Origin of the sequence: Mesorhizobium sp. B1-1-7 (assembly GCF_006442705.1) — a bacterium.
Taxonomy (GTDB): Bacteria; Pseudomonadota; Alphaproteobacteria; order Rhizobiales; family Rhizobiaceae; genus Mesorhizobium; species Mesorhizobium opportunistum.
The window spans coordinates 231,025-254,308 of sequence record NZ_VFWQ01000004.1; the positions used below are offsets into that span (position 1 = coordinate 231,025).

The following is a 23,284-nucleotide window of genomic DNA, read 5'->3' on the forward strand; positions in this document are numbered from 1 at the left end:
CTGGCGCAACGCGTGGCGCCGCCAAGCCCTTGCGGGCGCCTGCCGTGACGGGCACATATTGCGCGCTCGCGAGATCGCCCGCATCCATCGCGACACGCTGCGACGAGCCTTGGGGACGAACAATGCCCGACACCGCCAATCATATCGCTTTCGCGCTGGTCTGCCTCGGCATGGTGCTGACGCCGGGCCCGAACATGATCTACCTGATCTCGCGCTCGCTGTCGCAAGGGCCGAAGGCCGGGCTGATCTCGCTTGGCGGGGTTGCGGTCGGCTTCCTGTTCTATGTGGTGTCGGCTGCGTTCGGCATCACCGCGCTGCTGCTCGCCGTGCCTTTCGCCTATGATGCGCTGCGCTTTGCCGGCGTGCTCTATCTCTTGTGGCTGGCCTGGCAGGCGGTGAAGCCCGGCGGACGCTCGCCGTTCCAGGTGCGCGACCTGCCGAAGGACAGGCCGCGAAAGCTGTTCGCCATGGGGCTGATGACCAATCTCCTCAACCCCAAGGTGGCCGTGCTCTATCTGTCGCTGCTGCCGCAATTCATCAGTCCCGGCAAGGGCCATGTGCTGTCGCAACTTCTGGTGCTCGGCGCGACGCAGATATCGATCAGCCTGAGCGTCAATGCCATCATCGCCGTGACGGCCGGCTCGATTGCAGCCTTCCTTGCCGGCCGGCCCTTGTGGCTGGTCATCCAGCGTTGGATGATGGGAACGGTGCTGACGGCGCTGGCCCTGAAGATGGCGACCGACGCGCAGCGCTAGCCGCCGAACGCTTCTTTCAGAAAGACGCGTACGTCGGTTATCGATTGCTCGGCGGCAGCCGCATTGTACTCCACCCGGTGACCATAGTCCTCGCCGCCAGTCTTCGATCCGGGCGAGGCAAATGCGTGACGGGCGCCCTTGAAGACGTCGAGCTGCACCGCGCTTCCCTTGCCATTGCGACGGGCCATCATCCCCAGGCATTTTTTGGCGGGTGTCCAGTCGTCGAGCTCGCCGATCAGGATCAAGGTCGGGACCGCCATGTCGCCATTCGTTGCCGAACAATTCGGATAGTAGGCAATCGCCGCCTTGAACTTGCGCTCCATAAGATGCTCGGCGCCACCGGATTGCACGGCCTCGAGCGTTGTGGTTCCGCCAGCGGAGGACCCCGCCAACGCTATGCGCCGCGGATCGACAAAACTGTATTTCGACAGGAACTCCAGGGCGCCGTAGGCGTCATAGACGCGATCGGCAAGCGGCTTGCCATCACACGTCTCGCGAATGCCGCGGGTGCTGAAGCTGTCGACAAAGAGGGAGACGTAACCCCAGGAAGACAGCCGCTCCGACCAGGTTTTCTTTACATCCGGGGATAGACCCGTACACCCGTGAAGAACCACGACAGCCGGGAACGGCCCCTCGCCCGGCGGCCGCGTCAGATAGCCGTTCAAGGGCGTGCCGGGAACAGCTTTGAGCGCCTGCCCGTTTTGTTGCGCATTGCGCATCTGAAGTGGCGTCGGCGCGACCGCCGCGCTTTGAAATCGAACCGCTTCCTCGGCGTTCGCGGGCGCGCAAGCGAGATAGCCGGCCATGCCAAGGCAGACCGGCCGGAAAAGCTTCCCAAGCGGTCCCGGCCGTTGCATGCGATGGCGCCGGCTTGCCTACATCGGCCGCCTTATCTGCTGCGTCCGCTCCGGCTCTATCACCTTGCGGTAGAGGTGCCAGGTGGCATGGCCAAGGATCGGCATGACCACGGCCAGGCCGGCAAAGAGCGGGATCGAGCCGATCACGAGGAGCACGGCGACCATCAGGCCCCACAGCGCCATTTGCAGCGGATTTGCCATGACCGCGCGGGCCGAGGTCTCGATTGCCGAAACGGCGCCGACATCGCGGTCGAGCAACAGCGGGAAGGCGATCACCGTGGTGGCCAGCACGACCACTGCGAAGACGAAGCCCGCGGCATTGCCGGCGAGGATCAACGTCCAACCCTTGCTGGTCGTCAGCACGTCGCGCAGGAAGGCGCCGACGGAGGCCGGCGGCTGGTCGCCGAACTGGCTGGTGTAGATCGACTGCGCCGTGAACAGCCACAGCAGGAACAGCGCGAACAGCATGATGCCGATGACCACAATCGATGGCAGTGCCGAGGAGTGGCGGACATCGAGGGCATGCCGCCAGTTGGTGTTCATGCCGAGTTCGCGCCGGCGGCTGATCTCGTAAAGGCCGATGGCGGCGAACGGGCCGACCAATGCAAAGCCCGACATCAAGGGATAGACGAGCTGGATGGCATTGGAGCCCGACGACCACTGGGTGAGGATCAGGCCGACGATCGGGTAGATCAGGCACAGGAACACATAGTGGGACGGTTTTGCCCAGAAATCCTCGGCGCCGAGCCGCAACGCGTCCCAGAGATCCGAGGTGGTGATGTGGCGCACCGCGGGCTGCACATGCATTCCACGCGCGTCCGCCATGACATGAAAGTTGGCCATAACCTTCCCTCCGTTAATCGGGGGCGGTCACCGCCGTGAGGCCGCCCGCAGCTGCCACTAGTAGATGTGGCAGCATAGCCGATTTGCCAGGTCTTGTCGCCAAATCGATGGTCTTGGATACAGCATCACAAGATTGTGCTCTCCATCACCCAGGCTAGTCCACTTGACGACCATCCTACCAGAAGGTAGGTAAGGGCCATGAGCAACCTGTCTACGACCTCCGACGACATCCTGGCTTGCGCGCGTTCCCTGATCGTCGCTGGGGGCTACAACGGTTTCAGTTATGCCGACATCGCCGATGTCGTCGGGATTCGCAAGGCGAGCATCCATCACCATTTCCCAAGCAAGGTCGACTTGGTCCGCACGCTGGTTGCGCGGTATCGGGAAGAAGCCGAAGCGGGGATGGCTAATCTCGAACTGCAGGTCTCCGACCCGCTCGAACAGCTTCGACTCTACGTTGGGTACTGGGAAGCCTGTATCGCGGACGCCAGCGCTCCATTCTGCGTCTGCGCGCTGCTGGCAGGCCAACTCCCGGTCCTGCCCGGGGAAGTTGGCCTGGAGGTCCGCGCCCATTTCCGCTCCCTGTCGGCGTGGCTGGCATCGGTGCTGGAGCGCGGGGCGCGGCATGGCCAGCTGCACCTGATGACCACCCCTCGCGCAGAGGCCGAAGCGTTCATGGCGACGGTTCACGGCGCGATGCTTTCGGCGCGGGCCTATGGCGATCCGAAGATATTCGGCGCCGTGACGGGCCCGCTCCTGGAGCGGCTCGCTTCCCTCCAGATACGGTCCTAGGTCTCAAACACCACGACGCAAATTACTCCGCGACGCTCGTCGCAAATCCCTACCTACTAGTCGAAAGGACAATCCAATGACGGTTCACAGTGGCGATCTTTCCCGCGCCAGCGAGGAACAATGGCTCAAACTCTACTACTTCGCCCGGACGGCATTCTCGGCGGCCTGGGTGGCGGCTGCCTTCACGGTGGGACAGCATTCCCTGGCGATCGCCGCGGTTCTACTCGTGGCTTATCCCGCATGGGATGCGCTGGCCAATTTTGTCGACGCATCGCGCAGTGGAGGATTGGGACGCAATCGCACGCAGGCCATCAACGTCCTGGCCAGCCTGGCGACAGCGCTCGCGGTGGTTCTCGCGCTGACGATGAGCATGAATTGGGTGCTCGGCGTGTTCGGCGTATGGGCGATCCTGTCCGGCCTGCTTCAGCTCGGCACCGCCGTCCGCCGTTGGAAGCGTTTTGGCGCGCAGTGGGCGATGATCCTGAGCGGCGGGCAATCAGCGCTGGCGGGCACGTTTTTCATCATCCAGGCGCGGATGCCGATGCCGCCCTCCATCACCAACGTGGCCGGCTATGCCGCGGTAGGCGCCTTCTACTTCCTGGTTTCGGCGGTGTGGCTGAGCGTGAGCCAATCGCGGCGGAAGACTGCATAGGCCCGCGGCCCCAGGCCGCCTCGTTGTCCCTAAGGATTGGCAGGAAACCGATTGGCGCAAAGGGCGGCGGCACGAAATTTTCGCCGCTTGCCCGTCAAAAGCCACGATCGCGACTATTCAGGCAGGAATGACCACTGCTGCTCATTCCCATTCCGCCGTCGAACCGCGCCGAAGCAGGCGTGCCCTTCTGATCGGTCTCGCGGCCCTGGCCGGCCTTGCCGCCTGCGGCACTGTTTCGCTGCCGACCGGGCAAGGCGCCGGAGTCTCGTCCTCCGCGACCGGCACGCTGGCAAGCCTGCGCGCCACCGCGGGGTTGGGGCCGCTCGTCCCCGACACCCAGCTCGAGCAGGCGGCGCTGCAGCAGGCTGGCTATATGGCGTCGCGTGAGCGCATGAGCCACACCACGGGCTGGGGCAAGGATTTTGCCTCGCGCATGAAGGACAACGGAGTACGGGGGGCCGCGGCCGAGAACATCGCCGAAGGCCGCTTCGACCAGCAAAAACTGTTCGACATCTGGATGCATTCGCAGGGCCACCGGCGCAACATACTCGATCCGGATTTCAGCCGCTTCGGGCTCGCCTATGTCCGCGACGGGCGTGACCCTAACCTGCGCTATTGGGCGCTGGTTCTGGGCAGGTAGAGCTTCCCGGCTATCCTACTTTCCTTACGTCGTGTTAGCGCGCTCCATGCCGGAACGACATCACTGGCTTCCAGGAGGGCGCGGTAGAGGCTGTCAACTTCCTCATCGATCTCTATCCCGCTTAATCCCGACTGCGTTACGTTCCAGCAACCGCTTCCTCATCTTGCACACCCATAACGCCTGCCGTGTGGCAGCTTGCCACCGCCACACGGACGGCTCGGCGACAAAGTCGCCACCGTGGCGAATGCGTCGTCGCAGATCTTAAGCTGGGATCAAGAGTGCAATTCGATGGATGCCAACCACGTTGCTGATGTTGGTGGCTTTATCCGACTTTCCCTTGCCGCAGCTGTAGAGGCCGCCGTCTTTGACGGTATAGGCCGGAATACCTTTCTTCTCGATTTTGAACTCACCGGCAATGATGTGGCAGATCATGTCCATGTCCATCATAGGCTGGTCGTCCGGATCGGAAGCTCCGGGTTGATAGATCACATCGATTATCTTGATGCTCTTGTAAGCACTGATCTGTGACTCCTGCTCCCCGACTTCCACCATCCGTCGTCCGTGTCCCATGTCCATACCATCAGTGACGCTATAGCTGGGAGCTGCCGCCTCCGCCGGCGCTGCTAATGAAAATACGGGGGTCGCGGCGGTCGCAGCGAGACCAAATTTAAGGGCTGATCTGCGATTAAGGTGTTCCATGTACGGTCCTCCCTTTGAGCAGTCGTGCGATAATTCGCGCGGGAGACTCGGCGCTCAAGTTCGAAAACTGTCAACTGTTGTCTCCGAAGCTGAGCAACAGTCAGCTCAGGCTGACTGGATTGCCGGCTCGGCGGCGAGCCAAATCGATCGTTAACAACATATGGAACATGGGATCTACCGCATCGCTGCGAAGAACGGCCTCAAGCCCGTGGCCCTTTGTACCGAGAGCCCTCTATCCACAGTGCGAGCGCGATTGTTGCCGAACGGCCCTTAACTTCAAAATTGCGGCCTCGATAGCTTCCTGCCGCAGTCCATACCGTTTTTGAGCGTTGTTTGATTGAGATGCCGCGACTGTTCGCCCACTCGAAAATCTTTGCGCGTATTTGTTGCACAAATCCCTCAGCCCCAAGTTATTCCCCAACAAAGCATTAGTACACCCTAATTCAGGCGAGAGAAATATGGGTCTCGCGATCCGAGGTTCGATAGCCTTTGTCGCAACGGTCGACAGATTGCAGTTGCGGACGGCGGTGAGACGGCCGTCGTCAAGCATCAGGAATACCGAAACGCAAATCCCGCCGCCCCATTCACGGCAGCGGCGGGCGTCCCTGGGATTCTGGGACTACACGGGCCGTTGGGACCCATGCTGGAGTGGGAGAAGCAAATGTCGTGCCGAGATTGCCTATGGTGAGACAGTGAAAGCCCGCGTCCGATACTTCAAGGTCGCTCTAGCGCACCAGACGGGGCGCAGGAAGCGCATTGTTCCGGGCCAGAAGATCAAGCACTCTGATGACATCCTTGGCGGCTTCCGATTTGCAGGAATAGTACCGCCACCGGCCTTCGGCCCGACTTTCAACTATCCCCATTTCAACAAGCATGCCCAGGTGCTGCGAGAGGGAGTGCTGGGTCCCGCCCACGCGCGCGAGCAGGTCCGTCACCGTTCTCTCGCCGTCCATCAGTTGAATGCAGGTTAAGAGGCGCTTCTCGTGCGCCAAGGCGGCCAGAAACTTCGCCACCACAACCGCCTGTTTCTGGAAGCTAAGGGGCTTGGCCGGCCGACGCCGCAGAGCAGGGTCGGCTTGGATTTCCGCAAGTCGCTGTCTGACGTATGAAACCATGCTCGTGCCGCCGATCAACAGTGACCCCGAATCGCTGAGATGCCTCTAATAAAGCAAATGATCAGAAAGCTCGCCAGCCGTGAAACCAGCGAGCTCCTGTCAGGGCAGGCTTGGAGTTGGGGGCATATCTGCCCTAACAGGAGCAAATTGCTGCTGAAGCTTTGTGCAGTCAATCGTCCGAATGGGTACGGTCGGCTTCGGCCACAGCGTGGCCCACACCACTCGGGGCGATGCGGGCCCGGCCGAGGCTTGGCGACCTTGACCGACAGCGTGAGGGACGCTGCCGTAGATGAAACTTGCCGACAAATGACGTTCCACTACCGCGTGACAGCGCTACTTCTTATCGAATGAATCGAGTGAACCGCGCCCCAAGTATCCGGCAGCTTCGATCCATAGCGCAAGCGCGGCCTTTGGGGAGCGCCCCTTCACCTCGTACTCGTGACCTCGATTGACTCCGACTGCGACCCATACGGTCTTTGAACGTTGCGTGATGACAATACCGCCTGCATTGTCGCAATCCATGATCTCGTTACTTTTCCCCTGTGTCATCGCGACCCCTCAGGTTTCGACATCAAAGGCCCGCTAGTCCATGTGTGCGGCAGGCGCGCCGCCGGCAGCCGGACTGGCCTTCGGCTTGCGCAGCAGGACGACGAACGGGATGGCCAGCAGCGTCATCATCATCAGTATCTTGAAGTCGTTGACGTAGGAGATCATCATGGCCTGGAGGTTGACCATGCGATCGACCTCCGACAGCGCCATCGGATCGCCGCCCGCAGCCGCCGGCGAGACCGCCCAGAGATTGGGATTGAACGGGTTGATGAACGCCGAAAGCTCGGTGTGATTGACCTGCGTGTTGCGCACCATCAAGACCGTCACCACCGACACGCCGATGGACGAACCGAGGTTGCGCACCAGGCTGAACAAAGCGGTGGCATCGGTGCGGAAGCGCACGTCAAGTGTGGCGAAGGCCACCGTCGACAGCGGCACGAACACCATTCCCATGCCCAGGCCCTGGATGACGCCGGAGCTGAGGATCAGCCAGTTGTCCATCTGGGGCGTGAAGCTGGACATGGTGTAGAGCGACTGCGCGGTCAAGAGAAAGCCGATGACGACCAGGATCCTGGCGTCGATCCTGTTCATGAGCCGCCCGACGACGAGCATCGAAATCATCGTGCCGACACCGCGCGGCCCCAGGACGATGCCGATGGTGACGGTCGGATAGCCGAAGATGGTCGACAGCATTGGCGGCAGCAACGACATCGAGGCGAGAATCAGCACGCCCATCACGAAGATGAAGGCGAGCCCGGTCACGAAATTGCGGTCGAGGAAGATCTTGGGATCGATGAAAGGACGTTCCGCCGTCACCGTGTGAATGATGAACACCCAGAAGCCGGTGATCGAAAGAGCAAGCTCGATCCAGATTTCGACCGAAGAAAACCAGTCGACCTCGCCGCCGCGATCGAGCAGCAGCTGCAGCGCACCGACGCCCAGCGATAGCATGGCAAAGCCGAAGAAATCGAAGCTGCGCACCCGCCGGGCAACTGCCGGCAGATAGGCGGCCATGCCCAGGAAGGCGATGATACCGACCGGCAAATTGATAAAGAACACCCAGCGCCAGTTGAAATTCTCGGTCAGCCAGCCACCCAGCGTCGGGCCCAGGATCGGCCCCAGCATGATGCCGGCGCCCCAGATGGCCATTGCCTGGCCGTGGCGTTCCCTGGGATTGATGTCGAGCAGGAAGGTCTGCGACAGCGGCACGATGGCGGCGCCGAACACGCCCTGCATCAGACGGAAGAACACTATGCTCTCCAGGCTCCAGGCGATACCGCACAGCATCGAAAACACGGTGAAGCCGACAACCGCCCCCAGGAACAGTTCCTTGCGGCCGAAGCGGTCGGCGAGCCAGCCGGTCACCGGCGTCATGATGGCGGCGGCCACGATGTAGGAGGTCAGCACCCAGTTGATGTTGTCGGGCGAGGCGCCGAGATCGCCGGTCATGGTCGGCAGCGCGACGTTGGCGATCGTGGTGTCGAGCGCCTGCATGATCGTCGCCAGCATCAGCGCGACCGTGATCAGGCCGCGATGCGGCACTTCCTTGAAAGGTTCGGGCGTGCTCATGGCGTTGAACTTCCAGCCGGTAACAAAAACGTGTACAACGGGTTTCCGGGCGGCAATGCCTTCCGTTGAGAGACCCTCATCGCGGTGGGACGCGATTTGTCGATGTGGGGGTTACATCGACCGAAGTCTCCGATGAGCGGATGTCTGCCGCCCGGAAACATGAGGACCGACGGGTCCGTGTCGAAGGTTTCAAAATTCGGGCAAGCCGCGACGCGGTTCGGCCAAACGCTGATCCTTCCAACCACTCCCATCAGACCAATCCTGCTGTTCGCTTCCACCCGCCTGGTCCCCGCGGGCTTCGCTGTCTCTACTGCGCGGTCTCGCCGGCCGTGGCGTGACCGAAGATCGATGGCCAGCCACGCGCCACGCCGGTGTCGACGGTGACGGCGGCGCTCATGCCGGTGCGCAGCGCCATCTTGGCGTCGGGATCCGTCAGCTCCAGGCGCACCGGAATGCGCTGCGTGACCTTGACCCAGTTGCCGGTGGCGTTCTGCGCCGGAAGCAACGAAAACTCTGCCCCGGTGCCGGCGCCGATCGCCTTGACCGTCGCCTCGAAGGTGCGGCCGGGATAGGTGTCGACCACGATCTCGGCCTTCTGGCCGGGCTTCATGTGGGTCAGCTGCGTTTCCTTGAAATTGGCGTCGATCCAGGTGTCACCGGTCTCGACCAGCGCAAACAAGGGCGTGCCGGAACCGACATACTGGCCGACCTTGAACGAGGAGGCCTGGCTGATGACGCCATCGGCGGGCGCCCTGACCGTGGTTTGCGCCAGGTCGTAGGCGGCCTTGTCGCGCGCGGCGAGCGCCGCCATCACGGTCGGGTGCTTGTCGGTCTCGATGTCGGGATTGCCGGCAAGCGCCGCCTTGGCGCTGATGATGCCCTGCTCGGCAACCGCCAACTGTTGCCTGGCCTTGTCGAGATCGTTCTTGGCCTGATCGAGCGACGATTTGGCGTTGATGCCCTTCTGGGCAAGGTCGGCGGCGCGGTCGTATTGCGACTGGGCGAAGGCGACCTCGCTGGCATCCGACTTTTGCTGCGCCGTCGCCTGGCTGTAGGCCGCGCGCAACTGCTCGATACCAACGCGTGCGACCGCGACCGCCGCGTCGGCTTGGGCCAATGCGATGCGGTAGGGCTCGGGGTCGATGGCAAACAGCACATCGCCCTGCTTGACCAGCTGGTTGTCGGATATGGCGACCTTAACGATGCGGCCAGCCGTATCCGAGGCGATCGACACCTTGGCCTGCTGCAGGTTGGCGTTCTCCGTCTCCTGGTAGCGCCCGCCGGTGACCCAGACATAGCCGCCGCCGATGGCCAGCGCCGCCGGCAAGGCAAACATCAAGAGCGAGCGGCCGATGCCGCGCTTCTTCTTTGGTGCCGGGGCCGGCTCCGGCACCACCGGGGCCGCCGCGACGGGCGTGGCGGCCGGCTTGGCCGGCGCTTCCATCTCCACCTTGGGAGTGCTCTCGTTCTCGTCTATCTTCGCTACGGCATTCATGCTGCTGCGCCTTCCGTATTCTTGACCTTTTCGTCGGACGGCGAATCGCCGTCGCCGAGATTCTGTGCCATTGCGTCGAGCGCCCTGATCAGGACGCGACGATCCTCCGGTGAAACGCCGACGAGCGATTCTTCATAGACTTCGCCAGCCAGGCTCTTGACCTCCGCATAGGCGGCACTCGCCTTGGCGGTCGGGAAAATCATGCGCACGCGGCGATCGGCGGCGTCGGCGCGGCGTTCGATCCAGCCGCCCTCCTCCATCCTGTCGACAAGGCGCGAAACGCTGATCGGCTCGATCTCGAGCAGTTCGGCGAGCCGCGCCTGCGTGATGCCCGCTTCCTTGGCGACGCGCACCATCAGCCGCCATTGCGCCGAGGACAGGCCAAGGCCGCTGGCGCGCGTTTCGAAACGCTTGCGCATCAAGCGCTGCACGTCGTGGATCAAAAATCCCAATCTGTCTAAGCCATCTGAAACCATGAGCGGTATATATAATAAGCGTGCTTACTATTCAAGCGCCACATTGCAGTTGAAAGCCGGCAAATGCGCATGGCGGTCGTGCGACGCGATCATGGTTAGCACCAGGTGAACGGCGCAGACCTGGAAACAGCCGAACTGGGCCCAGAACCTGCTGCTTTCACAGGCGGTTTCGGACGACGACGAAGAAGGCGCCGAGCGAACTGGTGATGATTGCGATGGGCAGTTCTTGCGGCGGCGGCAAAGTCCGGGCCCGGAGTTCGCCTGCCAGCAGCGGCGCGGGACCGGTGCAATCGCCATCCTGACGGGCACGGCTGCCCAGCAAGCGCCGTCGTACTCCGTCGAAAGGACATGCCAGGCTGGCCGATTGCGGTATCCGGGCGTCGTCACTCCCCTTGAGAAAGGCAGTATAATTCAGGCGTTCCCGACGCTGGATTGGCCGGTTTCGGCGAACAGGAGGGTAAGATGCTACGTGCAATATTCAGGGTTCTGGCTATCGTCGTCCTCTGCTCCACCGCCGTCGGAATCACGGCAAGTCTGACCATGGCTGACACGCGCGACGCGGGCCACAAGCCGGGTGATAGGGGCCACTAGGCCCACTGCCCAATGCCGACGTGCGATCGGGCAATTCGCCGCGGCCCAAGTTGATGGCCCATTGCTCCCGCAGCGGGCCTATCTTTCGCCTAGGGCGGCAGGACCAGCGCCGCGAGCACCAGGTGAACGACGCGACCCCGGAAACAGCCGAACTGAGCAGGACACGCTGCCTTCACACGCGGTTCCGGAGGACCATGGTGACGACGAAGAAGGCGCCAAGCGAGCTGGTGATGATGCCGATGGGCAGTTCCTGCGGCGGCAGCAAGGTCCGGGCCAGGAGATCGCTTGCCAGCAAGAGCACCGCCCCGAACAGCGCGCAGCTCGCGATCAGGCGCAGATGCAAGGGACCGGCCAGCGGGCGCGACAGATGCGGGATCATCAGCCCGACAAAGCCGACGACGCCGGCGACCGAGACCAGGATTGCCGTCGAGAAGGCGGCGACGAGAAATGTCGCCCTGCGCATCCGCGCCACCGGCACGCCAAGGCTCTCGGCGGCGCTTTCACCGGCCAGGAAAGCGTCCAGCCGGCGGTGGTTCCAGAGCCCGTAAACCGCAATCGTGCCGGCGCCCACCGCAGCCAGCCAGACATTGTCCCAGCGCGCCAGCCCAAGCCCGCCCATCGTCCAGAACAGCACCGAATGGGCCGCGCGCTGGTCTCCGGCAAAGACCAAATAGTTGGTCAATGCGGTGAACATGAAGGAGACGGCAAGGCCGGCGAGGATCAGCCGCTCCGGGCCCTGCCCCCGCACCCGCGCGACCAGCAGCAGGACGATACAGGCCGCCAGTATGCCGCCGGTGAAAGCCGCGACCGGCAAGGTCCAGATGCCGAAACTGTCGCCAAAGACGGTGATGACGGAAACCGCGCCTGCCGCGGCTCCCGACGACAGGCCGAACAGGAAAGGATCGGCTAGATCGTTGCGGGTCACCGTCTGCAAAAGCGCACCGACGATGCCCAGGCCCCCGCCGACACAGATCGCCAGGATCGTACGCGGCAACCTGAGATCGACGACGATCTTGCCGATCGGGCCCGATACCGAATGTTCCTCCAGCCCGATGGCATGGCCAAGTGCGGCAATGACATCCCTCATGGGTATCAGCGTCGACCCATAGGCGATCGACAGCAGCACCAGGGCCGCCATCGCCACCGCGCCCGCCGCCGTGGCCAGCGTGAATGCCTTGTGCCCCGAAAGCGCGCCGGATTTATGCGTAAGCGCAAGATGCATCAGAACGCTTCCGGATGCATCGCCCTGGCGATCTTGCCGATCGCCTCGATGTTTGCCGGTCCGGGCGTCAGTTCGGCATAGCGCAGCGCCACGAAGCGCTCGTTTTTGACCGCGTCCGTCTCCTTCATCGCCGGGTGTTCTTTAAGGAAATCGAGCAGCTTCCTGTAGCCGCCGCCATCCTGGTAGTCGAGCAGGATGAGGAATTGCGGGTTGCGCGACGCCACCGTTTCCCAGTCCGTGTTGCCCCAGCTGGTGTCCATGTCGGCCATGATGTTGTCGCCGCCGGCCGCGGTGATCATGGCGCTCGGGATGGCGAATTTCCCGGCGGTGAACGGCTTGTCCTCACCGGAATCGTAGAGGAACACCCGCGTTGCCTTGGCGCTGCCGACTTTCGCGGTGATATCGGCCAGTTGTGCCTTCCAGCCGGAGACGAGCTTTTCCGCGTCGGCTTCCTTGCCGAAGATCTTGCCCAGCTTTTCGACGTCGCCATAGAGCAGGTCCATCGAGGCGGCGGGCCTGCTCTTGTCGAGATGGACGCAGCTTTCGGTCAGCACAAGCGTCTTGATGCCGCGCGGAGCCAGCGTGTCGGGCGTCACCTCGCCACCCGGCTTCATGCCGTAGTACCAGCCGGCAAAAAAGAAATCGGGCTCGGCGGCGACCAGGTTTTCGAGCGTCGGGTATTTTGGCGCCAGTTCCGGGATGGAGCCCTGCTCGGCCTTGAATTCGGGACCGACCTTGTACCATCCGGTGATGCCGGTCAGGCCGACGATCGACGGCTGCAGCTTCAGCGCGAAGGCCATCTCGGCCATGTTGAGATCCTGGATGACGGCGCGCTTGGGCGGCGCGTCGAAGGTCAGCGGCTTGCCACAGCTGTCGACCGTGACGGGAAAGGCCAAGGCCGTCGAGGCCAGCAGCGAGAAGAAGAGCGACATAGCGAGACGTTTCACGGATTTTGCTCCTTGGTTGAACAGGTTTGGATGAGGGATGGGCTTCGATCAGGACGGCGGCGCGGCGCGGTTCGGAACGTCGAACACCGTCAGTTCGCGGTCCTCGGTGGGGTGGCGCAGGCGAAACACGTCGACGCCGAAGATCTCGCGGATCAGCTGCTGGGTCAGCGCTTCGCGCGGTGCCGCCAGCGCATGCAGCCGGGCTTCGTTCATCACCGCGACCCTGGTGGCGAAGGGCGCCACCAACGCCAGATCGTGCAGCACCGCGATCACCGTCATGCCGAAGCCGGCGACGAGTTCGAGCAATTCGCCACGGGCGCGCGGGTCGAGATGGTTGGTCGGCTCGTCGAGGAACAAGACCTTCGGTTGCTGGGCGATGGCGCGGGCAAGCTGAGAGCGTTGGCGCTCGCCGCCCGACAGCGAGCCGATGGTGCGGCCAAGCAGCGGCAACAGGCCGGTCCGGCGCAGCGCGTCAACGACGATGTCGCGTTCCTCGCTCCTGCGCCTCAAGCCGGCATGCGGGACGCGGCCAAGTTCGACATAGTCGATTACCGCGAGCCGCGGATCCGGCTGGTCGGTCTGGCCGACGACGGCGATGTGCAGCGCGCGCTCGGCGGCCGAAATCCTGTCCAGGCGCCGGCCGCCAAGCTTCACCTCCCCGGAACTGGGCCTGAGCATGCCCGACAGCATGCGCAGCAGCGTGGTCTTGCCGGCACCGTTGGGGCCGATGATGGCGAGGCGATCGCCCGATGCCACCGACAGGCTGGCCGACTGGACCAGGTCCCGGCCGTTCGCCGTCGCGCCCAGATCGCGCGCTTCGAGGAGCGGTGTCATCGGTTTCCCTCCGCAGGCGTGCCCGGGATGCGGGCCACGGTCTTGCCAGCCAGTCGCGGCGGACGTTGCCCGGAGTTGCACCAGCCGTCGGCGAGCGAGGCATAGAGGCTGGCGAACCGCACGAGATCGCCGGCGTCGGCCTGGGCGTCGATGGAGCCGAAGAGATAGGCGGCCTTGCCCGGCGCCTGGAAGGCCACCGTCAGCGGCCGCGCGCAGCCCGCCATGCACTCGACGCCCTCGACCGTGAAACCACGCGCCACCGCAGGGGCCGAGAGCCGGGAGCGCAGGATGTACAGGCTTTCGCCCGACCTGATCCCACTCGGGGCGCCGCGGCAAAGCGTGCACACGATGATGCGATGCGGGGGATGAATGGGATCGATGGCGCCGTCCAACTTTCCGTCTTTCTCGATAGGCGACGGAAGGATGCTGGCGAGCCGGCCGACAAGACCGACGTCCACGTCTCCTCCCGGCACACCCCGTCCGGTCAACTCCGTGATGGCAGGTCTCCTGGCTCGCGGGTCTCGGCTCGATCCTGCCTTCCCAGCCTTGCCGGCCAGTGGCATTTCGGATCGTGCTCACCGCTTACAGTTGCGGGGGCAGCCACGGTCTCGACCCCTTTCCGGGGATCTCACCGTGTTCCCTTTTCACCCCTTGCCTTTCGGCGCGGGGACCATCACGCACCCACCGTAGATTTCCATCGATCGCACCGCAACGGGTTTTTGCGATGCTGTTTATTAATGTAATAACATTACGTTAGAAGCGATATTTGCGGATAATGTCAACCCCTATTGTCTGGAAAGCCGAGACGTCTGCCGGCAGAGAGGGCCGGCCAAGCGATCCCTCGATCAATGCCACCGCAGGCCCGCCTCCCCTGTATAGTTTTATGGGCTAATTTAGATACTACAAATATAAATTTTATCCTCACCGCTATATAGTTGCAGTTGCACAACATTCTTAGCGTTTTGGTAGTCCTCTGGACTATAGACGGATTGCCGGGCGGTAGCATTCATGCTGCGTTCGGGCATCTGGAATTAGGGGCGAAGGCATGGTGGGACGGGTTCACGCGCGCGGCGGGGTTTTGACTGCGGCGCGCGGGCGGTTTTTGGCGGGGGCTTCCCTGGCAGTGCTGGTCGTTGCCGGGGTGGCGCCGCGCCAGGCGATCGCGGGCAACTACGTCGCCAACAGCGATGGCTCGCTTCGCGCCGCGATCGCAGCGGCTAACGCCGACGCCGATCCCAACGCCACGATCACGCTGACAGGCAACTTCGCGGTTTCGCCCACGGGCATGCCCATGCCCACCAAACCGCTGATCATCGACACTCAGGGTTTCGTTCTGTCCGGGGTCGCCTCGCCTCCCACCGCGGGCAGCATTACTTTTTCCGGCAGTTTCCCCGGCGCCGGCTCGCTGACCATCAACGGCACCCTTGTTGGCGGCGGTTCGTCGGGCTCAATTTTTCCTGGAACTGGGCTTTACGTGAACAGCCTGGCCGGAAGCAGCGGCCAGGTCGTGAACAACGGTTCGGTCACGGGCGGAACCGCAAGTGTCAGTGGACAAGCAGGCGGCATAGGCGTCGTTGTGGGCAATGGTGCGGACCTGATCAACAACGGTACGATCAGTGGTGGTGCGAGCCTGGCATATACAGGCAGCGCGAACAACTCAGCGGCTGGCGTATCGCTCAACAATGGTGGGTCGTTCATCAACAACAGCACGGTGCAAGGTGGTAACAGCCAGGGCACGGGCGCCGGCATGGGGCTCTATCTGAACGGCCTTGCTGGTGCTGCCACGGTGGTCAACAACGGTACGATTACCGGCGGTTCGGACTTGACTGGCGTCAATGTGGGCAACGTTGCCATCCGGGGCCGTGGAAGCCAGTTGCAATCGATTACCAATGCCGGAACGTTGGAAGGTGGAAACGGCGCGGCGGCGATCGACAGCAACGGCACAACAAACCTGGCCGTCGTCAACAGCGGCCTCATCCAGGCCGGCATTGGCCAGACCAATGCAATTCAGTTCGGCGCGACGGCGACAAGCAAGGCCACGCTGGAGCTATGGGCCACGTCGGTCATTCAGGGGAATATCGTCGGCAGCGCGCTCGGTACCAACGACATCCTGCGCCTGGGCGGCACGGCTGACGGCAGTTTCGATGTCTCGGCCATCGGCGCGGCGGCCCAATACCGGAATTTCGACACCTTCCAGAAGACGGGCGCCAGCACCTGGATGCTGACAGGCAATGGCACGGCGACCACCAACTGGGATATCCAGCAAGGCACGCTGCAACTGGGAAATGGTGGCACCAGCGGCTCGATCATCGGCGACGTCACCAACGCCGGCATGCTCGCCTTCAACCGCAGCGACGCGCTGACCTATGGCGGCGTTATCAGCGGCACTGGCTCGGTCAGCCAGATCGGCAGCGGAACGACGATCCTGACCGGCGCCAACACCTATAGCGGCGGCACGGTGATCAACGCCGGGACACTTCAAGTGGCCGCCGACGGCAATCTCGGCGCGACTTCGGGCAATCTCAGTTTCGGCGGCGGCACGTTGCGCACGACCGCCAGCTTTTCCACTGCCCGCAATGTCCAGCTCAATGGCAATGGCGGCTTTGAAACGGCCCGGAGGCACGCAACTGGACCTTACCGGGCAGGTGACCGGCGCCGGCACGCTGGTCAAGGACGGCTTGGGTACCCTCAACGTCACCAACTTGTCCAACAGCTACACGGGCGGCAACATCGTCAATGCCGGCACGCTTGTCGGCAATGCAGCCTCGATCCGGGGCGACATCGGCAATGCCGGCACGGTCGTCTTCGACCAGTCGATGGACGCCAGCTTTGCCGGCGATATCTCCGGCACCGGCGCGATGGTGAAGGATGGTGCCGGCACGCTGACCCTTTCAGGCACGTCGCTGCTGGACTGGACCATCGACCAAGGCGGCCTCGTCGCGGCGGCCGAGCGCTTCGGCGGCGATGTCTCGATCGGCGCCGGCGCCTCGTTCACCTTCGACCAAACAGCCAATGCGAGCTATGCCGGCGCGCTCTCGGGCGCCGGAAATTTCGTCAAGGACGGCTTGGGAACAGTGGTTCTGGCCTCGGACAACTCGGCTTTCGCCGGCGCCACTTTGGTCAATGGCGGCACGCTCGCCGCGGGCGCGGCCAACGCGTTCAGTTCCGCTTCGCAGTTCTCGGTCGCCTCGGGCGCGACGCTCGATCTCGCCGGCACCTCGCAGACGATCGCAGGGCTGACCAACGCCGGAACGGTGGGCATTGCCGGCAGTCTTGGAAGCAAGCTGACCGTCAGCGGCGACTATGTCGGCAATGGGGGCAATATTCTCATCGGCACCGCCCTGGGTGCAGACAACTCACAAACCAACATGATGGTTATCGCCGGGGGTACGTCAGGCACGGGCACGCTCCAGGTCGTCAATCTCGGCGGCGGCGGGGCGCAGACGGTCGAAGGCATCAAGATCGTCGATGTCGGCGGCGTCTCGAATGGCAGCTTCTCGCTAAAGGGCAACTACACCTTCGAAGGCGATCAGGCGGTGGTCGGCGGCGCCTATGCCTACCGGCTCTACCAGGGCGGCACGAGCACACCCGGCGACGGCGACTGGTATCTGCGTTCCGCCCTGATCGATGGCGGTGGACCCGGAACGCCGCTCTATCAGGCCGGCGCACCGCTGTACGAGGCCTATGCGGGTGCGCTGCAGACGTTCAACCAGCTAGGCACGCTCCAGCAGCGACTCGGCAACCGGTCGTGGACCGTGGAAGCGCAAGGCGCCGACGGGGTTTCCGACGATGTGAGGGCCGAGGCAGGCATCGGCCTGTGGGGCAGGATCGAGGGCACCAGCGGCTCCTACGATCCGGAAAACTCCACAACCGGGACGACTTACGACACTTCGACCTGGAAGCTTCAGACTGGCGCAGACATGCTCCTTTCCGACACCGCCGCCGGTCAGCTCATCGGCGGTGTCGCTTTCCAGTACGGCACCGTATCAGCCGATGTCTCGTCGCTATTCGGCGGCGGGTCGATCGACAGCACCGGCACCGGCGTTTCAGGCTCGCTGACCTGGTACGGCGCGGAAGGGTTCTACCTCGACAGCCAGGCGCAGGTGATCTGGTATGACAGCGATCTCGACTCGGCGACCGCCGGACAGCGGCTGGTCGATGGTAACAACGGCGTCGGCTACGCACTCGGCGTCGAAGCGGGCAAGCGTATCATGCTCGACCCGAGCTGGTCGCTGACGCCGCAAGCGCAGCTTGCCTGGTCGTCCGTCGACCTCGACGCGTTCACCGACGCCTTCGGCGCAAGAGTTGCTCCCGGCAGCAACGACAGCCTGCTTGGCCGTCTCGGCCTGTCGCTGGACCACCAGTCACAGTGGCAGGACCGCAGCGGCCGGACCGGGCACACGAATGTCTACACGATCGCCAACCTTTATTACGATTTCGAGGACGGCTCGTCGGTCGACCTGGCCGGCAGTACCCTCTCAAGCCGAAACGAGCGGCTATGGGGCGGTCTCGGCATCGGCGGCACGATCAACTGGGCCGACGACAAGTTCTCCGTCTTTGGCGAAGCTGTCGCCCGCACGGGGTTGGAGAACTTCGGTGACAGCCATGCACTGACGGGTTCGCTCGGTTTGCGGGTCAAGTGGTAGAAGGCCTGTGGCCGTCAGTCCATTGCGGAACCTGCCGCTCAGCGTGCTGCGTGGCGGCCATGATCGACCCGACCGTTTTCACCACCGAGAAAGCCGAGCAGCATCCCGCATCCGATGCCGCGTTTCAGTTGAAATTTGACTTTTGCAGTGGTCGCATCGGCTGCCGGCCCCTGTATGGTTAGCGGAAGTATTCAGGAGGCGTGGGGTCATGAGCGTGACGAACGGCAAGCCCGAGCATGTCGCTGCCGCTTTTGCGAACGCTTGGAACCGGCACGACATGGATGAGTTCGCATCTCTGTTCGCTTCCGATGCTAATTTCGTCAACGTCGTAGGTGTCTGGTGGAAGAACCGGTCCGAAATCGAAGCAGCGCACCGAGCCACTCATGACACCATGTTTCGGGATAGCCGCCTGGAAGGCGATGTCTCGTCGGTTGTGGAATTGGCTCAGGGGCTTGCTTCCATTCACTACAGTTGGACCCTAACGGGAGCATCTGCTCCGGACGGAACCCCGGTCGGGATCAGGAAGGGCATATTGCTTCTGATCGTCCAAGAAGGGCGGTCGGGATGGCGCATCAAGGTGGCTCAGAACACGGATATTGTTCCTGCCATCATCGCCCCTGCAGCTTGAGCCTGCGCACCGAAAACGGCGCGCGAAGCTGCCATTCTCCGGCAGGCGACCCCAAAACAAACAAGGCCCCTGCACAGCGTGGCGATGACGCTGGATCACGCAAAGTTTTGTGATTTGGTGGTGGATGCGCTGGAGCGGTCGACGAAGGGTTTGGGGTGACGTGCGAGGCTGGTTGTCATTTCCCTTCTATCCGGCACGCGGGGACATCCGCCAACATCGGCGGCAGGATTCCCATGATGTCGCCTTTGGGGGCTGGTTCCGGACAATCCGCTTTCGGGCATCGGCCGTGAGATAGCTGCCATTCAATCACCGGTGACCGAACGGCAGCAACCGACCATCCCGATCGTTCCATGGTCACGTACGGTTCTAGAAAGCCGCTGCTGCTAGCACGTTCACCTGTCCGCACGATCGGGCCAGAGAGCGGTTCGTCTGCTGCCTTGCAAAGATTGCGGATAGCTTGCGTTCTTCGATAGGCGCGAACATTTCACCAAGTAGGGTCCCGCCCTTCAAAATCTTTGTCTGGCGCGATCTTGGGCTGGCGATCGTGACTGACAAGGGGATCCACGTAGGCCATCCTGAATGCGTCGCCGACCAAACATGCCATGGCAATCAGTAACGCTCGGGATCCTCGAAGGCTTCGTCGAGCCACGACTGTGCTCCGGATAACTATTGAACCAAAATGGACTTGGGGATCAGTCGAAATGTCGGTCATGGGTTCTCCTGCAGCGCTAAGGATGACACCGCTCCATGCCTGCGTCCTTGTCCGAGACCTGAAGACTCCTCAACGAACCTGAACACTCCTGAAGTTCGCCATCAGGACCGTCTTCAGCTATCCTGCTTCAGCTATCTTGCCCTGAAGCGACAGGTCTTTGGTGATGGACGTGGAATTCGGCAACTTTCGCCTGAAACGTACCGAGCGGCTGCTGCTTGGACCCACGGGACCGGTCGAGCTTTCGGCGCGATCCTTTGACATCCTAGCGGCGTTGTTGGACCGGCCGGACGAGGTGATCGGCAAGGCCGAACTCTTCGATGCCGCCTGGCCCGGCTTGGTGGTGGAGGAGAATACGCTCCAGGTCCATGTTTCCGCGCTGCGAAAACTGCTGCCCGTTGAAATGATCGTGACGGTGCATGGTCGCGGCTACAAGTATGCTGGTCCCAAGCCCTCTGCGGCGACCGACCCGGCTTCGATGCAAGCCAGACCCTCCATCGCCGTTCTTCCCTTCGACAACATGAGCGGCGATCCCGAGCAGGACTATTTTAGCGACGGGATTACTGAAGACATCATCGCGCAGCTCGGCAAATTCAGGGAATTCCTGGTCATCGGGCGGAATTCGTCCTTCCGCGTTCGTGGTAAGAAGGGGGACCTCGCCGAGGTCGCGATGAGGCTTGGTGTCCAGTATGTCGTGGAAGGCAGTGTTCGGAAAATCGGTAGCCGCATCAGGGTCAGCGTGCAGCTGACGGACGCAGCTTCCATGGCTCATGTATGGGGCGAGCACTACGACCGCCAGCTCGATGACATTTTCGCCATCCAGGACGACATCACCCAGATGATCGCGGCTCGGCTGGCGCGACAGGCCAGAACGGCGATAGCATCGCGCGCCAGGGCTCACCCGACCGGAAATGTCTCCGCGTACGAAAACTACCTTCGGGCGCTCCAGCTTGTCAGCCAGCTTGAAACGGCAGTCCAAGCGGCGCCGTTCCTGGGCATTGCGGTCAAGCTCGATCCCGACTTCGCAGGGGCGCTCGGCATGCTCAGCTTTGTCGAGACGATCAAATACTTCTGGTCCAACGACATCAACGATGTCGAGGTTGGGCTACGGACGGCGAAAGCCGCCCTGCAACTCGATTCCGAAGAGGCCTACGCGCATCTCGCCAACGGTTTCGCCTCGATGTTCCTGCGCCGATTCCGAGAAGCCGAAACTAGTCTCGACCGTGCCGTCTCCCTCAATCCGAACGATCCGTTCATACTCATCTACAACGCTCTTCTACTCAACTACGTCGGCAAGTACGATGCTGCGCTTCGCGAACTGGAGCAGGCCCGGCGCCGCGACCCGTTCGCAGTAGGATGGTTTAATGATGTGCTCGGTATCATACTCACGAACGCAGGACGCTACCGCGAGGGGTTGGCCAGCTTCGCCAAAATGCCAACCCTGCACTCATGGTCGCTTGTCTACGTCGCCATCTGCCATGCAGAACTGGGCGAAACCGCGCAGGCCGGGGGAGCTCTCGCGCGCGTAAGGTCATCCTGTTCCCGGCATGTAGGAAATTCCCTGGACGACATTCTGACAGAAGAGGTGGTCCACGAAGACCCTGCCGTACTCGACCGTTATCGCTCGATCCTGCAGCGCGTTGAGGAGGAAAAATGAGCTTTCTCGGACGGCAAGACGTCTGGCAAACCTTCGGACGCCGGCACGTATCTAGCTCGCAACGTCCCGGATCTCAGCCAGCCTCGGCCGGTCTTCTTTTGGATGAGCATCGCGCGAGTTCGGATATCCTGCCCGGCAACAAGGTTGCCTATTTTGATCTTGACGAGGTCGCAACCGCGCAACTTGCTGTCGATCGCCAAATCGAAGAGCGCTCTGTCTCGCAGACGCCGCTCCCGATCGAAAAAGAAGCGAATCGCCCATATCTGTCGAGGTTTCAGAGGGCGTTTCGTTCCGACCTTCTTGCCTGCATTCCATGCCCGGCGACCGGCGGGTAGTTCGTAGCACGAATGTCCCATTTCGTTTCATGGGGAGACAAGCAAGCAGTGGGCAGGAAGCGGGTTTTTCGATGGCTTGCCGCCGTTATCGTGGCGTCCGCCATCACCGGGTGCACCAGCATTTCCTATTATGCGCAGTCGGTGGAGGGCCATGTACGGATCATGGCGGCGCGGAAAAGTGTCGGGAGGCTGATCCGCGATCCTTCGACACCCGAGGCGTTGCGCGCCAGGCTGACGTCGGCGAGTGCCATACGCCGCTTTGCCACGGATGAACTGGCGCTGCCCGAAAACAGCAGCTACCGCAGCTATGTCGACATCGGTCGGGACGATGTGACGTATGCGGTTTTTGCCGCGCCGCAATTCTCGCTGACTCCAATTACATGGTGTTTTCCGGTCTTCGGCTGCGTTCCGTACCGAGGCTACTTTTCGCGGAAATCCGCGGCTGAAAGTGCTGTCGAACTGCGACGACAGGGGCTCGACGTCTACGTTTCGGGCGTCACCGCATATTCCACGCTGGGCTGGTTCAGCGACCCGCTGCTCAGCACCATGCTTCGCCAGGACGACACCTATCTCGCCAGCCTTGTCTTTCACGAGCTGGCGCATCAGAAAATCTATGTCGACGGCGACTCCGCGTTCAACGAGGCTTTCGCGGTTTCCGTCGAAACCAGCGGCGTGCGGAAATGGCTTCGCGCCACCGGCAACCGCGCCGGGTTGCGCCGCTACGAAGCCAATCGAAAGCGTAGCGCCGATTTTCTCGGACTGATCGCGAAAACGCGGGACGAGTTGGGCCAAGTCTATGGTAGCCCACGTACCCCGGAAAAGATGGCGGCTGCCAAGGCAGCCACGATCGACAGGCTGCGGGTGCGCTACCGGCGGATGCGCGACAAGCAATGGGCCGGATATCGGGGATACGATGCCTGGTTCGCCGCCCCGATCAACAACGCCAAGCTCGCCGCGACCGCTGTCTACGGCGAACAGGTTCCGGCATTTCTTCGCCTGTTCGATTTGTGCTCCGGCGACTATCCAAGGTTTTATGCCGCCGTCCGCCGGATCGGGGATCTGCCCGCACCTTCCCGAGCCCAGGCTCTGAAGACCGCCGCTGCCTGTAACTGATATTGGCGAGCAAGGCCGCGCAAGCCTGGCCCGCAGGGCAATGTGAAGCGCTTCATGGTGTGGACGGTTGTCTTTGTCATAGTTTCATTGGGTGAGCGGGGTTTCGTTCAGTGAGCGCGGGGGCAAAGATGGGCGGTCGATTGCTGGCGGTTTCTTGCGG

21 protein-coding genes, 2 pseudogenes and 1 riboswitch are annotated in these 23,284 nt (G+C 62.5%); of the genes and pseudogenes, 8 read left to right on the forward strand and 15 right to left on the reverse strand.

The window, feature by feature from the left end:
• The first annotated feature begins 122 nt into the window (after positions 1-122).
• Positions 123-755, forward strand: coding sequence for a LysE family translocator (locus tag FJ978_RS08250; protein WP_140571613.1), 633 nt, complete (start codon positions 123-125; stop codon positions 753-755).
• Here the strand turns inward: FJ978_RS08250 and FJ978_RS08255 are convergent.
• Both FJ978_RS08255 and FJ978_RS08260 read right to left on the reverse strand, forming a co-directional pair.
• Complete coding sequence (locus FJ978_RS08255; protein ID WP_246678088.1) at positions 752-1,561, reverse strand: dienelactone hydrolase family protein; 810 nt, start codon at positions 1,559-1,561, stop codon at positions 752-754. The genes FJ978_RS08250 and FJ978_RS08255 overlap by 4 nt on opposite strands.
• Positions 1,562-1,630: 69 nt before the next feature.
• A complete protein-coding gene (locus FJ978_RS08260; RefSeq protein ID WP_140571615.1) occupies positions 1,631-2,455 on the reverse strand; it encodes a DUF2189 domain-containing protein in 825 nt (274 codons plus the stop codon).
• Positions 2,456-2,653: 198 nt separating this feature from the next.
• Between FJ978_RS08260 and FJ978_RS08265 the strand changes: the two genes are divergently transcribed.
• The 3 genes from FJ978_RS08265 to FJ978_RS08275 all read left to right on the forward strand — a co-directional run bounded on the left by FJ978_RS08265 (position 2,654) and on the right by FJ978_RS08275 (position 4,539).
• Complete coding sequence (locus FJ978_RS08265) at positions 2,654-3,247, forward strand: TetR/AcrR family transcriptional regulator (RefSeq protein WP_140571617.1); 594 nt, start codon at positions 2,654-2,656, stop codon at positions 3,245-3,247.
• A 76-nt stretch (positions 3,248-3,323) separates the two neighbouring features.
• Positions 3,324-3,899, forward strand: coding sequence for a DUF308 domain-containing protein (locus tag FJ978_RS08270; protein ID WP_140571619.1), 576 nt, complete (start codon positions 3,324-3,326; stop codon positions 3,897-3,899).
• A gap of 127 nt (positions 3,900-4,026) precedes the next feature.
• Entirely contained in the window at positions 4,027-4,539 is a 513-nt protein-coding gene (locus tag FJ978_RS08275; protein WP_140571621.1) for a CAP domain-containing protein, read from the forward strand.
• 261 nt (positions 4,540-4,800) lie between these two features.
• On the opposite strand, the gene FJ978_RS08280 is transcribed toward FJ978_RS08275, so the two are convergent.
• The 12 genes and pseudogenes from FJ978_RS08280 to FJ978_RS33110 all read right to left on the reverse strand — a co-directional run bounded on the left by FJ978_RS08280 (position 4,801) and on the right by FJ978_RS33110 (position 16,659).
• Positions 4,801-5,238 (reverse strand): hypothetical protein, encoded by a 438-nt coding sequence (locus FJ978_RS08280; RefSeq protein ID WP_013896140.1) that lies wholly within the window; start codon positions 5,236-5,238, stop codon positions 4,801-4,803.
• A gap of 725 nt (positions 5,239-5,963) precedes the next feature.
• The gene (locus FJ978_RS08285; protein WP_246678089.1) at positions 5,964-6,371 is read right to left on the reverse strand and encodes a metalloregulator ArsR/SmtB family transcription factor; all 408 of its coding nucleotides are present in this window, start codon (positions 6,369-6,371) and stop codon (positions 5,964-5,966) included.
• Between the two features lie 564 nt (positions 6,372-6,935).
• Positions 6,936-8,471 (reverse strand): DHA2 family efflux MFS transporter permease subunit, encoded by a 1,536-nt coding sequence (locus FJ978_RS08290; protein WP_013896143.1) that lies wholly within the window; start codon positions 8,469-8,471, stop codon positions 6,936-6,938.
• Positions 8,472-8,778: 307 nt separating this feature from the next.
• A complete protein-coding gene (locus tag FJ978_RS08295; RefSeq protein WP_013896144.1) occupies positions 8,779-9,966 on the reverse strand; it encodes an HlyD family secretion protein in 1,188 nt (395 codons plus the stop codon).
• The gene (locus FJ978_RS08300) at positions 9,963-10,442 is read right to left on the reverse strand and encodes a MarR family transcriptional regulator (protein WP_013896145.1); all 480 of its coding nucleotides are present in this window, start codon (positions 10,440-10,442) and stop codon (positions 9,963-9,965) included. Before FJ978_RS08300 ends, FJ978_RS08295 begins: the two co-directional genes overlap by 4 nt.
• 157 nt (positions 10,443-10,599) lie before the next feature.
• Positions 10,600-10,713, reverse strand: a pseudogene (locus tag FJ978_RS08305) (iron ABC transporter permease); the annotation flags it as partial.
• A 492-nt stretch (positions 10,714-11,205) separates the two neighbouring features.
• Positions 11,206-12,255, reverse strand: coding sequence for an iron ABC transporter permease (locus tag FJ978_RS08310; RefSeq protein ID WP_181180384.1), 1,050 nt, complete (start codon positions 12,253-12,255; stop codon positions 11,206-11,208).
• Complete coding sequence (locus tag FJ978_RS08315) at positions 12,255-13,202, reverse strand: ABC transporter substrate-binding protein (protein WP_140571623.1); 948 nt, start codon at positions 13,200-13,202, stop codon at positions 12,255-12,257. The genes FJ978_RS08310 and FJ978_RS08315 overlap by 1 nt, the downstream gene beginning before the upstream one ends.
• A gap of 48 nt (positions 13,203-13,250) precedes the next feature.
• Entirely contained in the window at positions 13,251-14,036 is a 786-nt protein-coding gene (locus FJ978_RS08320; protein WP_140571625.1) for an ABC transporter ATP-binding protein, read from the reverse strand.
• Entirely contained in the window at positions 14,033-14,494 is a 462-nt protein-coding gene (locus FJ978_RS08325; RefSeq protein WP_140571627.1) for a DUF1636 family protein, read from the reverse strand. Before FJ978_RS08325 ends, FJ978_RS08320 begins: the two co-directional genes overlap by 4 nt.
• Positions 14,495-14,515: 21 nt before the next feature.
• A riboswitch (cobalamin riboswitch) is annotated at positions 14,516-14,726 on the reverse strand.
• 480 nt (positions 14,727-15,206) lie between these two features.
• Positions 15,207-15,356, reverse strand: coding sequence for a hypothetical protein (locus FJ978_RS32730; protein ID WP_181180386.1), 150 nt, complete (start codon positions 15,354-15,356; stop codon positions 15,207-15,209).
• 727 nt (positions 15,357-16,083) lie between these two features.
• Positions 16,084-16,659: a hypothetical protein gene (locus FJ978_RS33110; protein ID WP_246678090.1), complete on the reverse strand. Its 576-nt coding sequence runs from the start codon at positions 16,657-16,659 to the stop codon at positions 16,084-16,086.
• On the opposite strand from FJ978_RS33110, the gene FJ978_RS08340 reads away from it, so the two are divergent.
• The 3 genes from FJ978_RS08340 (at position 16,640) to FJ978_RS08355 (ending at position 21,676) form a co-directional block, all read left to right on the forward strand.
• Positions 16,640-18,682 (forward strand): autotransporter outer membrane beta-barrel domain-containing protein, encoded by a 2,043-nt coding sequence (locus tag FJ978_RS08340; RefSeq protein WP_181180387.1) that lies wholly within the window; start codon positions 16,640-16,642, stop codon positions 18,680-18,682. The two genes, FJ978_RS33110 and FJ978_RS08340, sit on opposite strands and share 20 nt — an antisense overlap.
• Before the next feature lie 208 nt (positions 18,683-18,890).
• Positions 18,891-19,310 carry an SgcJ/EcaC family oxidoreductase gene (locus FJ978_RS08345; RefSeq protein ID WP_013896151.1) on the forward strand — a complete coding sequence of 140 codons (420 nt, stop codon included), beginning with the start codon at positions 18,891-18,893 and terminating at the stop codon, positions 19,308-19,310.
• An 875-nt stretch (positions 19,311-20,185) separates the two neighbouring features.
• Positions 20,186-21,676, forward strand: coding sequence for a winged helix-turn-helix domain-containing protein (locus FJ978_RS08355; protein WP_013896152.1), 1,491 nt, complete (start codon positions 20,186-20,188; stop codon positions 21,674-21,676).
• 83 nt (positions 21,677-21,759) lie between these two features.
• On the opposite strand, the pseudogene FJ978_RS33115 reads toward FJ978_RS08355, so the two are convergent.
• Positions 21,760-22,032: pseudogene (locus FJ978_RS33115) on the reverse strand (integrase); the annotation flags it as partial.
• A 27-nt stretch (positions 22,033-22,059) separates the two neighbouring features.
• Between FJ978_RS33115 and FJ978_RS08365 the strand changes: the two are divergent.
• A complete protein-coding gene (locus FJ978_RS08365; RefSeq protein ID WP_140571633.1) occupies positions 22,060-23,124 on the forward strand; it encodes an aminopeptidase in 1,065 nt (354 codons plus the stop codon).
• Positions 23,125-23,284: the final 160 nt, after the last annotated feature.

Bases quoted from the DNA above. Each gene is read 5' to 3' on its own strand.
- FJ978_RS08310 (WP_181180384.1), bottom strand. From the start codon at position 12,255: ATGCATCTTGCGCTTACGCATAAATCCGGCGCGCTTTCGGGGCACAAG.
- FJ978_RS08320 (WP_140571625.1), bottom strand. From the start codon at position 14,036: ATGACACCGCTCCTCGAAGCGCGCGATCTGGGCGCGACGGCGAACGGC.
- FJ978_RS08300 (WP_013896145.1), bottom strand. From the start codon at position 10,442: ATGGTTTCAGATGGCTTAGACAGATTGGGATTTTTGATCCACGACGTG.
- FJ978_RS08355 (WP_013896152.1), top strand. From the start codon at position 20,186: ATGGACGTGGAATTCGGCAACTTTCGCCTGAAACGTACCGAGCGGCTG.
- FJ978_RS08275 (WP_140571621.1), top strand. From the start codon at position 4,027: ATGACCACTGCTGCTCATTCCCATTCCGCCGTCGAACCGCGCCGAAGC.
- FJ978_RS08270 (WP_140571619.1), top strand. From the start codon at position 3,324: ATGACGGTTCACAGTGGCGATCTTTCCCGCGCCAGCGAGGAACAATGG.
- FJ978_RS08280 (WP_013896140.1), bottom strand. From the start codon at position 5,238: ATGGAACACCTTAATCGCAGATCAGCCCTTAAATTTGGTCTCGCTGCG.
- FJ978_RS08290 (WP_013896143.1), bottom strand. From the start codon at position 8,471: ATGAGCACGCCCGAACCTTTCAAGGAAGTGCCGCATCGCGGCCTGATC.
- FJ978_RS08345 (WP_013896151.1), top strand. From the start codon at position 18,891: ATGAGCGTGACGAACGGCAAGCCCGAGCATGTCGCTGCCGCTTTTGCG.
- FJ978_RS08260 (WP_140571615.1), bottom strand. From the start codon at position 2,455: ATGGCCAACTTTCATGTCATGGCGGACGCGCGTGGAATGCATGTGCAG.
- FJ978_RS08255 (WP_246678088.1), bottom strand. From the start codon at position 1,561: ATGGCCGGCTATCTCGCTTGCGCGCCCGCGAACGCCGAGGAAGCGGTT.
- FJ978_RS08295 (WP_013896144.1), bottom strand. From the start codon at position 9,966: ATGAATGCCGTAGCGAAGATAGACGAGAACGAGAGCACTCCCAAGGTG.
- FJ978_RS08250 (WP_140571613.1), top strand. From the start codon at position 123: ATGCCCGACACCGCCAATCATATCGCTTTCGCGCTGGTCTGCCTCGGC.
- FJ978_RS08265 (WP_140571617.1), top strand. From the start codon at position 2,654: ATGAGCAACCTGTCTACGACCTCCGACGACATCCTGGCTTGCGCGCGT.